Annotated in this window: 14 protein-coding genes; all 14 read left to right on the forward strand. The window is 50.3% G+C overall.

Annotation, left to right across the window (positions count from 1 at the left end):
- Window positions 1–843: a tryptophan synthase subunit alpha gene (locus HPY81_04085; protein NPV26638.1), complete on the forward strand. Its 843-nt coding sequence runs from the start codon at window positions 1–3 to the stop codon at window positions 841–843.
- A gap of 96 nt (window positions 844–939) precedes the next feature.
- Window positions 940–1698: an IclR family transcriptional regulator gene (locus HPY81_04090; GenBank protein NPV26639.1), complete on the forward strand. Its 759-nt coding sequence runs from the start codon at window positions 940–942 to the stop codon at window positions 1696–1698.
- Window positions 1699–1984: 286 nt separating this feature from the next.
- A complete protein-coding gene (locus HPY81_04095; GenBank protein NPV26640.1) occupies window positions 1985–2329 on the forward strand; it encodes a thioredoxin in 345 nt (114 codons plus the stop codon).
- Between the two features lie 122 nt (window positions 2330–2451).
- Window positions 2452–3732: a hypothetical protein gene (locus HPY81_04100; GenBank protein NPV26641.1), complete on the forward strand. Its 1281-nt coding sequence runs from the start codon at window positions 2452–2454 to the stop codon at window positions 3730–3732.
- A 107-nt stretch (window positions 3733–3839) separates the two neighbouring features.
- Window positions 3840–5069, forward strand: a complete 1230-nt coding sequence (locus HPY81_04105) for a glycine/betaine/sarcosine/D-proline family reductase selenoprotein B (protein NPV26642.1) — start codon at window positions 3840–3842, stop codon at window positions 5067–5069.
- Between the two features lie 36 nt (window positions 5070–5105).
- Window positions 5106–5627, forward strand: a complete 522-nt coding sequence (locus tag HPY81_04110; protein ID NPV26643.1) for a hypothetical protein — start codon at window positions 5106–5108, stop codon at window positions 5625–5627.
- Window positions 5628–5647: 20 nt separating this feature from the next.
- Complete coding sequence (locus HPY81_04115; GenBank protein ID NPV26644.1) at window positions 5648–6625, forward strand: CoA transferase subunit A; 978 nt, start codon at window positions 5648–5650, stop codon at window positions 6623–6625.
- 29 nt (window positions 6626–6654) lie between these two features.
- Window positions 6655–7398, forward strand: coding sequence for a ketoacid-CoA transferase (locus HPY81_04120; GenBank protein NPV26645.1), 744 nt, complete (start codon window positions 6655–6657; stop codon window positions 7396–7398).
- A 47-nt stretch (window positions 7399–7445) separates the two neighbouring features.
- Window positions 7446–7907 carry a glycine/sarcosine/betaine reductase complex selenoprotein A gene (locus tag HPY81_04125; protein ID NPV26646.1) on the forward strand — a complete coding sequence of 154 codons (462 nt, stop codon included), beginning with the start codon at window positions 7446–7448 and terminating at the stop codon, window positions 7905–7907.
- 51 nt (window positions 7908–7958) lie between these two features.
- A complete protein-coding gene (locus HPY81_04130) occupies window positions 7959–9509 on the forward strand; it encodes a glycine reductase (protein NPV26647.1) in 1551 nt (516 codons plus the stop codon).
- 5 nt (window positions 9510–9514) lie between these two features.
- Entirely contained in the window at window positions 9515–10663 is a 1149-nt protein-coding gene (locus HPY81_04135; GenBank protein NPV26648.1) for a glycine reductase, read from the forward strand.
- 201 nt (window positions 10664–10864) lie between these two features.
- Window positions 10865–11152: an ATP-binding cassette domain-containing protein gene (locus HPY81_04140; GenBank protein ID NPV26649.1), complete on the forward strand. Its 288-nt coding sequence runs from the start codon at window positions 10865–10867 to the stop codon at window positions 11150–11152.
- 132 nt (window positions 11153–11284) lie between these two features.
- Window positions 11285–12382 carry an efflux RND transporter periplasmic adaptor subunit gene (locus HPY81_04145; GenBank protein ID NPV26650.1) on the forward strand — a complete coding sequence of 366 codons (1098 nt, stop codon included), beginning with the start codon at window positions 11285–11287 and terminating at the stop codon, window positions 12380–12382.
- Window positions 12379–15513 carry an efflux RND transporter permease subunit gene (locus HPY81_04150; protein ID NPV26651.1) on the forward strand — a complete coding sequence of 1045 codons (3135 nt, stop codon included), beginning with the start codon at window positions 12379–12381 and terminating at the stop codon, window positions 15511–15513. Before HPY81_04145 ends, HPY81_04150 begins: the two co-directional genes overlap by 4 nt.
- Window positions 15514–15515 lie beyond the last annotated feature (2 nt).

Here is a 15515-nt window from a genome sequence, read left to right on the forward strand (position 1 = left end):
GTGAACCTGAAGAATCAGCGTACGAATCGGATCACCGCCCGGTTTAGCCAGTTACGGCAGACCGGAGAGAAAGGCTTGATTACATTTATTACGGCGGGCGATCCGGACCTGGCCGCCACGGCCAACCTGGTGCTGGCCATGGAACAGGCCGGGGCGGATCTGATTGAGCTGGGCGTGCCTTTTTCTGACCCCATGGCTGACGGACCGATCATCCAGCGGGCTTCGGAACGGGCCCTCCGGGGAGGAACCAGTCTGGAGCGCATCCTGGGTTTGGTCCGCCAGCTCAGGACGCAAACCGAGATTCCCCTGGTTTTGATGACTTATTACAACCCGGTTCTGCAGTACGGGTTGGCTAAATTTGCTGCCGAAGCGGCCGACGTGGGGGTCGATGGCGTAATTGTCCCGGATTTACCCCCGGAAGAAAGTCAGGAATTGAGGCAAGAGGTTCACCGACGCGGGTTGGACCTGATTCCATTGGTGGCGCCAACCAGTACGGGTGAACGGCTGGCCAGGGTTGGTCAGACCGCGCCGGGGTTTATCTACTGTGTTTCCCTGACCGGCGTCACGGGGGTGCGGGATCATGTCCCAGCCGATATTGAAGATTTCATTAAGCGGGTGAGAAGTTGCTGTACCCAGCCGCTGGCAATCGGCTTCGGGATTTCTAATCCCGCGCAGGCGGCCCGGCTGGCCCGCCTGGGGGACGCGGTGATTGTCGGTAGCGCCATCGTCAGGGTGGTAGAGCAGTATTCCGCTGACCCGGCGAAGATGTTGGCTGAGGTGGCCAGGCTGGTGCGGCAGTTGAAACAAGCCATCAGGGGGGGAGTGGAAAATGGAACCCTGTAAAGTATCGCTTGAAAAAATATCTTGTCTATGATATTTTTAAGCTAGAAATAAATATGAACCGATGGTTCATAAAATGAACCAGGGATGTGACTTAAGGTGGAGGTTCGAGCAGTTGAACGGGCTCTGGCAGTTTTAGAGGCTTTGCAGGAAGACGTGCAGGGGCTTTCTGAATTGAGCCGGAAGCTTAGTTTGTCTAAGGCTACCCTGCTCAGAATTTTGAATACTCTGACTAAGCAAGGCTTTGTTGACTATAACGAAAAAACTAAAAAATATGACTTGGGGCTTAAACTGCTTCAACTTGGCATGACGGTTACCGAAAGATTTGATCTTAAGAAAGTAGCGGGACCATACTTAGAAAAGCTCTGGAATGCCTGCGGCGAGACGGTGTACTTGAACATCAGAAATGGCAATGAACGTCTTTGTATTGATTGTTTGCATGGCAAGAAAGACGTACGAGTTGTTGCTTATACAGGGCATAAATCACCGCTTTATGTGGGGGCGTCGGGGAAGGCTATTTTGGCTTTCCTGGAACCACAAGAACTGGATGATTATTTGACAAATGTTAAGCTGGAAAAAGTAGCGCCGGGGACAATTACAGATATTGAAGCACTGAAAAATGATCTAGCTAAGACCCGGGAGCAAGGGTATGCAACAAGTTTTGAAGAACGTTATTCTAATGCATTGGGTGCCAGCGCCCCAATCCGAGATGCCACTGGTAAAGTGATTGCGTCTATTTCCATCACTGCGCCGAGTAATCGGACAGCGGATGAGGTTAACCAATACATTGTTTTGGTGAAAGAGGCAGCCCGAGAAATTTCCAGTAAACTAGGATATGTTTCACCGAGAACGATATAATGCCAATTTATCTTGAGTTCTGACAACTGCACACTGAAGAATATATTTGTTTGAGCTACTATCTGTATATTGCCTGAAAAAAAGACCTTGTCTATCTATGTAACAATAAAGGCAAATTGGGTAGTGGCTTATTTTTTAAATTCACATCATAAACTAACTTTTACTGTTTTTATCGGCTGGTATTTCTGGGACCTATAATCATGAATTGCTGGAGGTGAGATGAACTGGGATATAACTTTAACAGGTTAGGACAAAGATGTAAAGTCGAGAAAGGTGGTTGGACGGGATGACAAAATACGAGGGGAAGACGATCGAAGTTAACAGTGAAACTTTTGAAAGCGAAGTTATTAATTCCCCCTTGCCGGTAGTTGTTGATTTCTGGGGACCGCAATGCGGCCCGTGTCTAGGTCTGATGCCGCTGGTGGAGGAATTGGCCCAAAGGTATGCTGGGCAGGTTAAGATAGTTAAATTTGATACTTCAAAGAATCGCCGCTTTTGCATCGGCCTAAAAGTGATGAGCTTGCCAACGTTTCTTTTTTTCAAGGAAGGAAAAGAAGTCGAACGTCTTATCGGAAATGATCTTAACATTGGAAAAATTGAAGCATCGTTGAGAAAAGTCATTCAAAACTGAGAGGCGGTGATGAGGATAGACCAGGAGTTAAAAAATGATTTGGTGACAAACTTAAGGTTTAAAAACATTAGGTCTCGACAATTTGCGATCTCAAGCTCGTGAAGAAAGGTGGGCGGCAATGCGTGAAACTACGGTTTGAGTCTGTCAAGATAACTGACGTTAGATTTGGTGACAAGACTATTGTGAAGAACAATGTTTTACATATCAATAAGGAAGAATTAACGAGTATTTTGGCTAAGGACGAGAATTTTAAGAGCGTTCACGTCGAATTAGCCAAACCGGGTGATTGCACGCGGATCGTCAATGTGGTAGACGTGGTGGAACCGAGGTGTAAGATTGCTGGTGGTGTTGATTTTCCTGGTGTATTGGGAAGGACTGTCTCTGCAGGTCGAGGGGTGACGCGAGCATTGAAGGGGGTGGCGGTTGTTTTCTGTGATCGTCATCCCCACTGGATCCACTCGAAATCCCTGATCGATATGGCCGGTCCAGCAGCCGAACTTGGCCGGTATGGCAAGACGTTGAACGTGGTTATCGACCCAATCCCTAACGGGGATCTACCCGATCTGGAATACGCTCGCTCGGTTAAATTGGCTGGGCTAAAGGCTGCCGTATACCTGGCTCAGGCTAGCATTACCGAGCACGCCGATGAAGTAGAGGTATTTGACACAGATACCACGGAAAATATTAGCCCTGATTTGCCGAGAGTTGCCTACTATTATCAAGTCTACAGCCCGCAGCACGATCCAAAAGGAATTCCCGACCCAATTTTTTATGGATATCCTATTGCTACCACTCTCCCTTTGGTCGTTAATCCCAACGAGATTCTGGATGGGGCGGTTTTAAGTGGGTATACCATACGCATGATGGAGTCCTATTCCATTCAAAACCATCCGGTGATCACGGAACTTTTCCGTCGACACGGCAAAGACCTGAACTTTGTTGGCGTGGTGGTTGGAGTCTGTAGTATGGAGCCGGTACGTCGCGCCTTGGCCGCAATGATGGCGGCCAACCTGGTCCATGACACCTTGAAGGCAGACGGCGTGATCATGACCAAAGCCCTTGGTGGAGCACCTAATGTTGACCTAGGGGCTACAGCGTCGGAGTGTGAAAAGCTGGGCGTCAAGACTTCACTTTTAATTCAAATCTTGAACACCCAGGCTTCTTTAGATTCGGAGGTTTTGTTTAATGACCCCGCTCTGAACGCCATCGTAAACACGGGGGTAATTTTTGAACGGGTGGAATTCCCAGCCCTGGATCGGATCTTGGGTGGGACGGCCGAAACGCCAGTTTTTAGTGATAGCCGCAAGCAGACCGCTGGTCAAAAGCTCGAAGTGGAGCAGAGATTCATCTGCGGCAGTTTGAACCAGTTGGGTGCTTCATGCGCCAAAGCCGTTGAGTATTAATCGGAACCAGACAGAAAGGGGTGATAACTTTGGTAAATCAGAAATGGCGGATTGTGTGTTATGTAAATCAATTTTTTGGCCAGGAGGGCGGAGAGGAAAAGGCCGGGATGGGTTTTCTGGTTAAAGAAGGCCCGGTTGGGCCGGCTGTGCTCTTAAAATCACTTTTTGGCGATGAGGGTGAAGTAGTAGCTACGGTGATCTGTGGTGACAACTACTTTGCCGAGAACGTGGAGAAAGCTGTTAACGAGGGACTGAAGCTCATCACGGAACTGAAGCCGGACGTGTTGATTGCTGGGCCGGCCTTTAATGCGGGCCGGTATGGCATTGCCTGTGGGGCGATCGCGAGCGCGGTTCAGGGTCGACTAGGCATCCCGGCTGTTACCGGCATGTTTCCAGAAAACCCGGGAGCCGAATTATACCGAAAGAATGTGTATGTAGTTAAGACCGGCATAAACGCCAGCCACATGAAGGAAGCCATGAGCACAATGGTTAATCTGGCCCGCAAATTATTGCGACGGGAGCCCATTGGTAGTGCCGCGTACGAAGGGTATTTACCCAGGGGGGTCGTCAAAAATGAATATGTGGAAAAAAGCGGGGCCGTAAGGGGTATTGAGATGTTGCTGGCCAAAATTAGGAACCAGCCATTTGAGACGGAACTCCCTATTCCCCAGTTTGAGCAGATACCGCCGGCTCCCCCGGTCAAAGACATCAAAACGGCCAAAATTGCCTTGGTCTCTGACGGCGGGGTGGTGCCCAGAGGAAATCCTGACAACTTCAAGGTAAGCCAGAACACGGTATTCGCGGCTTATAATCTTGAAGAAATTTTTGGTGGTCAGTTTCAGGTAGCCCATTCGGGTTATCACCCAACCGAGATCCGCGAGAACCTCAACCGCCTACTTCCGCTGGATGTCCTCAAAGAAATGGAAGCGGAAGGAGTATTTGGCAGCCTGCTGCCGGTCTTTTATTCCACATCAGGCAATACCACCACCGTTCAAAGCGCCCGAAATATGGGCAAAGGGATCGCCAAGGAATTGTATAACAGTGGGGTTGACGCGGTGATTCTTACCTCAACATGAGGCACAAGTACTCGTTGCGGGGCAACGATCGCGAAGGAAATTGAACGATTGGGCATCCCGACTGTTCATATTACTTCTGTTGTAGACGTGGCTATGATGGTTGGGGTATCAAGGTTGATCCGCGGCTTTTCAATTACCAGTCCACTAGGTGATCCCCATTTGGAGCCACAGGCCGAGAAGGCCATGCGTCGCCGTTATGTGCAGAAGGCAATTCAGCTGCTCCAGGAGGATGGCCATGAGGGTACTTTTGAGACTATTTAAGGTTATGTATTTCAGGCTTTAGAGGGGGTTTCCGATATGAACGAACAAGAGTTGATTCAAAAGGCCAGAGATAATGCGCGGCAGAACTTTAAAGATGGTTTGAATTGCGCGGAGTCAGTATTTAAGGCCATCATCGATGCTGGGATGATCGACGTTGCACCGGAAATGGTATGCCTGGCTACCGGGTTTGGTGGCGGAATGGGTTTGAGTGGGAATAACTGTGGTGCCCTGGTGGGAGCGATCATGGCAGTGGGTGGAGCGCACGGGAGACGCAACCCGTTGGAAGGTGATTTTGCCCAACGGGTTGACCGTTTGTACGGTAACCCGGGTCTATACCGTTTCTTTAATCAAATCCCTCACGAATTTCGCCAAATCGTGGGAATGCTTGATTGCAAGGAGATTAATCGCGATTATCCCGAGTGGCAGGATAAAAATCGCTTCCGTAATTGTATGCGGATTGTTGTTGATGCGGCTGGGCTGGCCGCAGAGTATATCCTCAAAGGCCAAACCGAGGGGTATCAGCAACCATTTAGGGAGAACGTAGCTGGGAAACGGTAGAGATGGGAAGGGGTGAAGCCATGTGTGCTTCAAGTAAAGTAATGACTTTGTCTGAAGCCGTTGACCGATTTGTCCATGACGGAGACCTGATTTCGTTCGGTGGGTTTTCTGCTACCCAGTGCCCGATGGCCGCAGTCCACGAGATTATTCGAAAGGGGATCAAGAACCTTCATGTTGTGGCCTGCTCAAATGGCCAGGCAGTTGATGAACTGATCGGTGGTGGCTGCGTTGAACGGATTGAGATCGCCTATGGTGGAAACGGTCGATTTGCACCGACTTGCTTCCGGTTTCGAAAAAGTATCGAAAATGGAAGCCTTAAAGTTGAGGACTATTCTAATTACCAGATGACCTTAAGATTTATGGCCGGTGCCATGGGGGTTCCTTTCCTTCTATCATATTCCTCGCTTGGAACAGATATCATCAACCAATGGGGGTTTGACGAAGAATATCGGCTGCAAGATCCGCGGCTACCGTTGAAGAAACTTATCGTTATGGATAACCCGTTCAACCGGACGGACAAAGTTGATCAGGTAGTACTGGTACCAGCGCTCCAGCCGGATGTCACCATTATCCATGCCCAAAAAGCGGATGCCTTTGGAAATGTCCGGCTCATGGGCCTGATTTACTCTGATGTTGAACAGGCCAAAGCATCAAAACATGTGATTGTAACCTGTGAGGAAATTGTTGATACCGATGAGCTCCGCCGGGAGCCCGAACGAAATCAAATTGTTAGTTTTCAAGTAAGCGCTGTGGTTGAAGTTCCATGGGGAGCTTATCCTACTGCTGTGTACGGCTACTACGATTATGATCCCTGGTTTTTACTTGACTTTTACCCCAAGGTTGCCAGGGATGAAAACCTGTGGAAAGATTACCTGGATAAGTATGTTTTTGGGGTTAGGAATCGGCAAGAATTTCTGGAATTAGTGGGCTTAGATAAAGTTGAGCGCCTTCGGGCAGACCAGGAGTACGGATACAATCGGAGTTTAAAAAGGAGGTGAGTAGTGTGGCCGAGTACAGCCTGCAAGAGATGATGACGATTATAGCAGCTAGGGAGATTAAAAATACCGACATTGTCTTTTGCGGTACAGGAATTTCTATGCTCGCGGCAATGGCTGCCAAGAATATTACTGCACCCGACGTTATAATCTTCTTTGAGACTGGGGCAATCGATGTCCAATTTGACCAAACTCCGTTGAGTGTCGCGGACCCAAGAATTATGAACAAAGCGGCGCGCCTGGCCGGTTTAGCGGAATCGTTCGCTACGATGCAAAACCAAATCACCGGCAAAAACGTTCTTGGAATTCTTGGTGCAGCCCAGATTGACATCTACGGAAATCTAAACTCCACCTCGCTGGGAGATTACAGGAGTCCAACCGTGCGGTTTTGTGGTAGCGGGGGAGCATGTGACGTGGGAACATTCGTTGGCCGAACCATGATTTTTATGGAGTTAGGCAAACGTAAGTTTGTCGAGAAGGTTGACTACGTAACCACACCCGGATATTTGGATGGGCCAGGCGGACGCGAGCGACTCGGCCTGCCCGGAGGCGGCCCATCAATCGTAATCACTAATAAAGCTAGTTTCCGGTTTGATGAAGAGACCAAGAAAATGTACTTGCACAGTTATTATCCAGGCTTTACGCCAGAGGTCATTCAAAGCGAGCTGGGTTTTGAGGTTGACTTAACCAGGGCTATTGAAGCTACACCTCCCAGCGAGGAGGAACTTCATATTCTCCGGACGGTGTGCGACCCTGAACGGTTGTTTTTACGCTAGCTGTTGAAAACGTGCAAATCAACTTGATGAAAGAGGTGAAAAGGGTAATGATTAAGGGAAAGAAAATTATTGTGCTGGGTGACCGGGACGGTATTCCAGGTCCCGCGATTGAGGAGTGTGTAAGATCGGCAGGTGGAGAAATCCTGTTTTCAGCTACCGAGTGCTTCGTTTGAACTGCAGCGGGAGCCATGGACCTGGAAAATCAGGCGCGGGTAAAATCGTCTGTTGAAAAGTACGGTGCTGACGACATTATCGTTATCCTTGGCAGTGCAGAAGCCGAGGCGGCCGGACTTACTGCAGAAACCGTAATTAACGGTGACCCGACCTTTGCCGGTCCACTGGCGGGAGTCCAGTTGGGACTCAAGGTCTATCACATTGTGGAAGATGAAGTTAAGAACGAGATTGATCCGGCAGTTTACGAAACCCAAATTGCGATGATGGAAATGGTTCTGGACGTCGATAGAATTAAGAGCGAGATGAAGAAGATTCGGGAGGAGTTTGGGGTTTAGGCTTCGGCCTAAACCTTTTCTCCAGTTGCCCGATCAACATGGAGGTGCTTTATGTCTTACCCGGTTGTGTCCAAAGTAAGTTATTTCCTGGCGCACACTCCTTGTCTATTGACTGAATGTGGGTCAACCCAGATGTTGGAGCGGGTAAAAAATCCCCAGGGGAGTTATCTGGGCAGTTTAATGAACAGCTTACGCACTTATGAGGAAGTGGTTGGGTATGCACCAAATCAAGCCTTTATTGGGAACATCAAGCCTGAAGATTTAAAGGCACTTCCCCAACCGTGGTACAAACATTTGCTTCCAAACGCTCAGCGTTTCGGCCGTTTCGGTGAAATTATGCCGGAGGACGAGTTTTTGGGGGTAATGAAAATGGTAGATACATTTGACCTGGTGATTTTAGAAAACGGTTTTACCGATAGAGTAAGGCGGGCCCTGGAAAACCACCCTCTATTTAGCACCCAAGAACTGGAGCGTTTAGGGGCAGGTGTTTCCCAGCACCATATTGAAGAACTGGTTGGACGAGGAACGGCAATTCCGTTGAGTATTGATGAACGGCTGATAGGCTGTGTAAAACAGGCCCATGACTGGGACCATAACCTGGCCGCCCACGTGATGGTGGAGAATTTAGCGACAAAGGCCTCGGCGGTGATGGCCGGTAAATATTTATTATCCGAAAAACCGGAAATAGAAATAGAATACATTATTGAGTGTTCGGAGGAAGCCTGCGGTGATATGAATCAGCGGGGCGGGGGAAACTTTGCTAAAGCAATCGGAGAGATGTGCGGTTGTCAGGCCGCGACGGGCTCGGATACGCGTGGATTTTGTGCTGCTCCCAACCACGCCATCATTCAGGCCGCGGCACTGGTGCAGGCCGGGGTATTTAAGTCGGTGATGGTCGTCGCGGGAGGTAGTGTGGCCAAACTGGGTATGAATGGGCGTGACCATGTTGCCAAAGGTGTGCCAATCCTCGAGGACGTGATAGGCGGTTTTGCCCTACTCATTTGTCCAGATGATGGCCGGAATCCTCTGCTCAGAACAGACCTGATCGGATGTCATCGGATTGGCTCCGGTGCTTCGCCACAATTAGTTATGCAGTCAATTGTCACCGAACCTTTAGAGCGGGGCCAGCTTAAGATTATGGATATCGACAGGTATGCAGCGGAGATGCAGAATCCTGAAATAACTGAACCGGCTGGAGCGGGAGATGTACCCCGGGCTAATTACCGTATGATCGCGGCGCTGGCTGTCCTGAAGGGTGAGATCGAGCGTAACGACATTCAGCAGTTTGTTGAGGAGCGCGGTGTCCCAGGGTATGCTCCGACGCAGGGTCATATTCCATCGGGGATTCCATACCTCGGGCATGCCCGTGAAGATATAATCGCTGGCAAGATTGAAAAAGCGATGTTCATCGCCAAGGGAAGTTTGTTTTTAGGCCGAATGACCAATCTCTTTGACGGCGTGTCTTTTATCCTTCAGCGTAATGATGGCCGTACCGGGTCAGGGGAATCCAGCACCTCAAGAGCGGAGTTAAAGGCAATGGTTGCCTCTGCTTTTCGGCAGGTGGCCGAGTTGTTAAGTGAAAGCGATCGACCAGGGAGGTGAAGAGGATGGCAAACCAACCCGTCCGTCATCTGGTTGCCGAAACCCTGAAGGAACTAGCCGATCTAATGGAAGGGCACTTTCGTAAGGTGTCGGTATGTGTGACAACAATTGGCAGTGAACACGGTCCCACCGAGGTACTGAGAGGGGCAGAGCTGGCGGAGAAACGTTTTCCCTTTGTTCGTGTTATCCTTGTAGGGCCGGCCACATCCACGAGGCTTCCTCTAGTCGAGGCCGACAGCGAAAAGGAAGCTCATGAGAAGATGGTTAATCTGTTAGTTGACGGTGAAGTTGACGCGGCCGTAACCATGCATTATGACTTCCCCATGGGTACGGCCACCGTCGGGCGTCTGATTGCACCTGGGACAGGGCGGGAGATGTTGGTGGCAACAACTACCGGTATGATGGCCAGCCACCGGGTAGCGGCCATGATTAAGAATGCCGTTGCCGGATTGGCCGTGGCGAAGACGTTAGGTATAACCAAACCCAGTGTGGGACTTTTAAACGTCGACGGCGCAGTTCAGGTGCAGAGAGCTTTAAGCGATTTGAAAGCGAGAGGCTACGAGTTTGAATGGGCAACTTCCTGTCGCCAGGATGGAGGTCCTCTGATGCGGGGGAATGACGTTCTGGTAGGTACGCCCGATGTGCTAGTCTGTGATACCCTGAGCGGTAACCTGCTGGTGAAACTCCTGAGCGCAATGACCACCGGAGGTACGTACGAGACAACTGGTTTTGGATACGGCCCCGGCGTGGGAGAAGATTTCACCAGTTATATAGGGATCGTTTCCCGGGCCTCCGGTGCTTCGGTGATTGCCAACGCGATTGGTTATGTCGGGCAGATGGTGAGCGGGGATCTGGTTTCCCAGGTCCGTGAAGAGTATACCAAAGCCAATCAATGCGGCCTGACGGGAATCCTGGGAAGGTTTTCAACGCCAGAGACAAAGAATGAAAATATTGCTCCACCGCCGATGAAGGTCCCGGCGACCAGAGAAATTAGGGGGATCGACGTACTGGCGATTGAGGATGCGGTGCGCGAGGTTTGGAAGTCAGGGATCTTCGCTTCTTTAGGGATGGGCTGTACCGGTCCAGTGATTATGGTGGCGGATGGTGACGAAGAGGTGGCACGTTCAATACTTAAAGAGAAGGGATATCTGTGAGATGACTTAACAACGAGGAGGCAACCGTGGTGGTTGTCTCCCCTTTTCCAGTCTGAATCGGTTTTGAGCGGATTTCACTGAATGGGATCGGGAGGCAAAAACATTTAGAACGGACACTTGACCGAACCGTATCCAGCTTCCGTAATCTCCTGGAAAACTTCTTCGATGATGATATTTTCGAGCAAACCTTCTATTTGACAGGTGCAAAACTTGAGTTATCGTTATAACAACGGCAGCGAAATCTTAAAAGGACTCAATTTCACCATTAAGGATGGTGAGTTTGTTGCCATCATCGGGCAAAACGGTGCAGGAAAGACCACTTTCTTAAAGCACTTTAACGGTCTGCTAAAACCAACCGCCGGCAGAGTGATGGTCAATAACCTGGACGTAGCTAAGACCAAAACCAGCCAGCTTACCCGTCAGATCGGGTTCCTGTTTCAGAACCCGGACCACAGTGCCTGGCCGGCGTATTTTGCAGCCATAACGTGACTGAAGGCTGCCAGCGGATTTTCTTTCAAGATTTTATAAAAAACTGATTGACACTTTAATATAACCACTCGATAATGAAGTTAGGTGACCGACTGGCCGGTCGGTTTGAGATTAATTTGTGGAGGGACGGGTGTGAGGAGGATTACCAATTTAGGAATTATTTTGGTTCTGTTGGGAGCATTGGTGGTTGTTGCCGGTTGTGGTAAAAGCAGTAGCAAAAGCACGATGGCTTCCAAAACAACTCCAGTTAAAGTGGTCAAGGTGAGTACCGGTGACATCATTTCGGCATCCAATTACAGCGGCAAGATCGCAGCTGCGGTGGATATCAGTGTGGTGCCGAAAGCCAGCGGGAAGGTGGCAGAAGTCCCGGTTAAGGTAGGCGATGTGGTAAAGAAAGGGCAGGTGCTGGTTAAACTGGACGGAGCTGAGCTTGCAGCCCAGGTCAGACAGGCGCAAGCAACACTTAATATGTGTCAAGCCAACGCTCAAGTTGCGCAGCAGAACCTGAGACGCATGGAAGAACTTTTCCGGGATGGTGCGGTTTCCCAGAGCCAGTTAGACGCAGCCCGCGGGAATGCTGAAGCGACCAGCGCCCAGGTTCAGCAGGCGGCGGCGACTTTGGATTTAATGAGTACCCAGTACCGCAACACCATTATTGAAGCCCCTCAGGCCGGTCTGATCTCCAGCGTTCGTGTGGAAGTGGGCGAGATGGCATCGCCGAGCATGCCGGTGGTCAACATCGTTGACATCAGCAAAGTCTCGGTTGAGGTCAATGTAGCCGAAAGTGATATCAACAAGCTAAAGGCTGGTCAGGAAATTAAGGTGAAGGTGCCAGCGGTATCGACTAATCCTTTTACGGGAAAAGTGACCTCCATTGCTCCAGCTGCGGATCCGGTGACCAAAGCCTTCCCGGTAAAAGTTGAGATTCCTAACCCTGAACAGTTGCTCAAACCGGGGATGTTTGCCGAAGTAGAATTGAGCACGGAAAAACGGGAAAATGTAATTGTCATCCCGAAAGAGGCGGTGCTTAAACGAGCTGACCGGACGATTGTCTTCGTTGTTCAAGAGGGCAAAGCGATTGAGCGGGAGGTTAAAGTCGGCCTTACCAGCAACGGAACCGTAGAGATTATCAGTGGTCTGAACGTTGGAGAAGAGGTCGTGGTGACCGGCCAGAACTCGCTGCAGAATCAAATGCCAGTCCAGGTTGTCACTGAGGGGGCAAATTCATGAAACTCTCCGAGTTAGCTGTCAACCGACCGGTAACAATATTAATGCTGGTCTCAATTGTTGTCCTTTTGGGAGCGATTTCCCTCAGCCGGTTGTCGGTTGATTTGTATCCTGACATTAAACTACCAGTAGCTGGAGTAATCACGACCTACGGTGGGGCAGGACCCCTGGAGATTGAAGACCAGGTGACCCAGCCGATTGAAGAAATCCTGGGAACGATCAACAATGTCAAACAAATTAGATCCATCACGCGCCCAGGCGCCTCGGTGGTCATTGTGGAGTTTAACTGGGGAACGAACATGGATTTTGCCACCTTACAGATGCGGGAAAAGGTTGACTTGATTAAGAAATACCTCCCAGATGAGATTGAGACCCCGATGGTCATCAAAATGGACCCCTCCATGATGCCAGTGCTGCAGATGGGGATATCCGGCGGCCGGGATCTGGCGGAACTGCAGCGACTCGTGGAAGATGATTTCAAGAGCCGCCTGGAGAGGATTGACGGGGTGGCCCAGGTGGCGATCACTGGTGGTTTGACGCGGGAAATAAAAGTACTGGTTGACCCAATTAAGCTGCAGAGCTACGGGCTATCGATCAGTCAAGTGGCTGCGATTCTGCGTTCTGACAACTTTAACCTTTCCAGTGGTGAGGTGACAGATGCCAAAAAGCAGTTGTTCGTTCGCAGCCTGGGCCAGTTTCAGAGTATTGACGAGATTAAAAACTTGGTTATTTCTCTACCACAAGGCGGGCAGGTTTTCCTACGAGACATAGCTACCGTGGTGGACGGCTACAAAGATGTGACGCAGTTGACACGCATGAACGGCCAGCCGAGTATCGGTTTGCACATCTTGAAACAGTCCGACGCCAATACCGTTAAGGTGGTCGAGGCGGTTAAAAGGGAGATTGACCAGATTAAACGGGAGCATCCGAATCAGAATATTCAGATCAACTTTGTTTTTGACCAGTCTGATTATATTAAACAGTCGATCAGTACTGTGGAACGTCATGCCGTGGTGGGTGCCATTTTAGCAGTGGTTGTACTTTACCTATTCCTGCGCAACTTGCGGAGTACCTTTATCGTTGCCCTGGCGATCCCGCTGTCGATAATTTCAACATTTATTCTGATGTATTTCGCCGGGTTGACACTGAATCTGTTGTCCATGGGTGGTTTGGCTTTGGGTATTGGGCGGATGGTGGATGATGCCATTGTGGTTTTAGAAAACATTTACCGCCACCGTCAGCAGGGATACAGTTTGTATGAGGCGGCCAGGCTGGGCAGTGCCGAGGTGGGCAACGCGGTTATGGCCTCGACCTTCACGACCATCGCTGTATTTTTTCCCATTGTTTTTGTGGAAGGATTTTCGGCCATTCTCTTTAAACAACTGGCGATGACTGTCTCGTTTGCTATCTTTTCATCATTGATTGTAGCCTTGACGATCGTCCCAATGTTGGCTTCTAAGTCGCTAACCATTGAAACGATTCCGCCCGGTGAAGCGAGAGGATTTTTACAAAAGGCGAACATTTGGTGGGGAGATAAACTGGAGCAGTTAAACCAACGGTATCGGGTGTGGCTAGCCTGGGCCTTGGAACACCGCCGGCGGGTGATTGTAATTACTGTGGTGCTCCTGGTGGTTAGCGTGGCCTTGACGCCGTTCATTGGTGCCGAATTTCTCCCGGCAATGGATAGCGGCGAAATATCCATTGAGGTTCAGATGCCCAAAGGGACAGTTTTAGCAGAGACGAATAAAGTAGCCGAACAGATCGAGGGCATCCTGAAGTCAGTACCAGAAGTGAAAACTGTCTTTGTCAGCGTTGGTCCCGACGGAAGTCAGATGATTTCCACAGGCGCTTCTCAGCCTGATATAGCTCGTCTACAGGTAATGCTAACCAAGAAAAGTGAGCGAAAAAGAACTGATATTGCTGTCGCGGACGATATTCGTCAGAAAGTCGCGCTGATTCCAGGTGCGGAAATCAAGGTCTCGGCGGTTGACCCGAAAACGGCCGGGATGCCGAGCAGTACCCCGATCAATATTGCCATAAAAGGTGATGACCTGGATGTTTTGAAGGATCTGGCGGAGCAGATCGCCGCAATCGCCCGGCAGGTTGAGGGTACCCGCGAGATTAAGACCAGTCTGAGCGAAGGGCAGCCCGAGGTTCAAGTGATTGTCAATCGCCAGAAGGCTTCGTTGTATGGGATCACCGCGGCACAAGTAGCCAACACTGTTCAGACAGCGATTGAGGGGCAGGTGGCCACCCGTTACCGAAGCGGCGGCGATGAGATTGACATCAGGGTTAGATTGGCCGATAATGCCAGACAGAGTCTGCAGAACCTACGCGATCTGACGGTTGCCTCCCCAATGGGGATGTCGGTACCCCTATCAGAACTGGCCAGATTAGACCTGGCGACCGGCCCGAATGTCATCAACCGGGAAAGCCAGGTCCGGGTGGTGAACGTTACCGGTTACATCAGCGGCCGTGACTTAAACAGCATTATGAAGGATATTCGGGCCCGGGTGGATCAACTCAATCTCCCACCTGGCTACAGCGTAGAATATAGTGGTGAGAATAAAGAGATGCGGGAGTCCTTTAGCAGTCTTACTTTAGCTTTATTGCTGGCGATTATCCTGGTCTACATGGTGATGGCGATCCAGTATGAATCACTTGTTCATCCGTTTGTGATCATGTTCTCGATGCCGACGGCGGTGATTGGGATTGTGCTTGGTTTGCTCCTGACCGGGCGGGCGTTTAGCGTTCCAGCCTTCATTGGTGTGATCATGCTGGCGGGGATCGTCGTCAGCAACGCCATCGTGCTGGTTGACTACATCAATACCGTCCGTCAGCGGGGCGTGGAGCGGAACCAGGCAATCCTGGAGGCAGGGCCGGTTCGGCTCAGGCCGATTCTAATGACGGCCCTGACCACCATCCTGGCGATGCTGCCCCTGGCCTTTGGTTTTGGCGAAGGCGGGGAGAGTCAGGCCCCCATGGCGACGGTGGTCATCGGCGGTTTAACAGTGTCGACGGCGATTACGCTGGTCCTGGTACCAGTCGTGTACACTATTTTTGATGATCTTGGCCTGCGGATTAAGAACCGGCTCAAACGACGGTTAACTGGGATGCCGTCGGTAGCTCAATAAAA

Source organism: Bacillota bacterium, assembly GCA_013178045.1.
In the GTDB taxonomy this organism is placed as follows: domain Bacteria; phylum Bacillota; class Ch66; order Ch66; family Ch66; genus Ch66.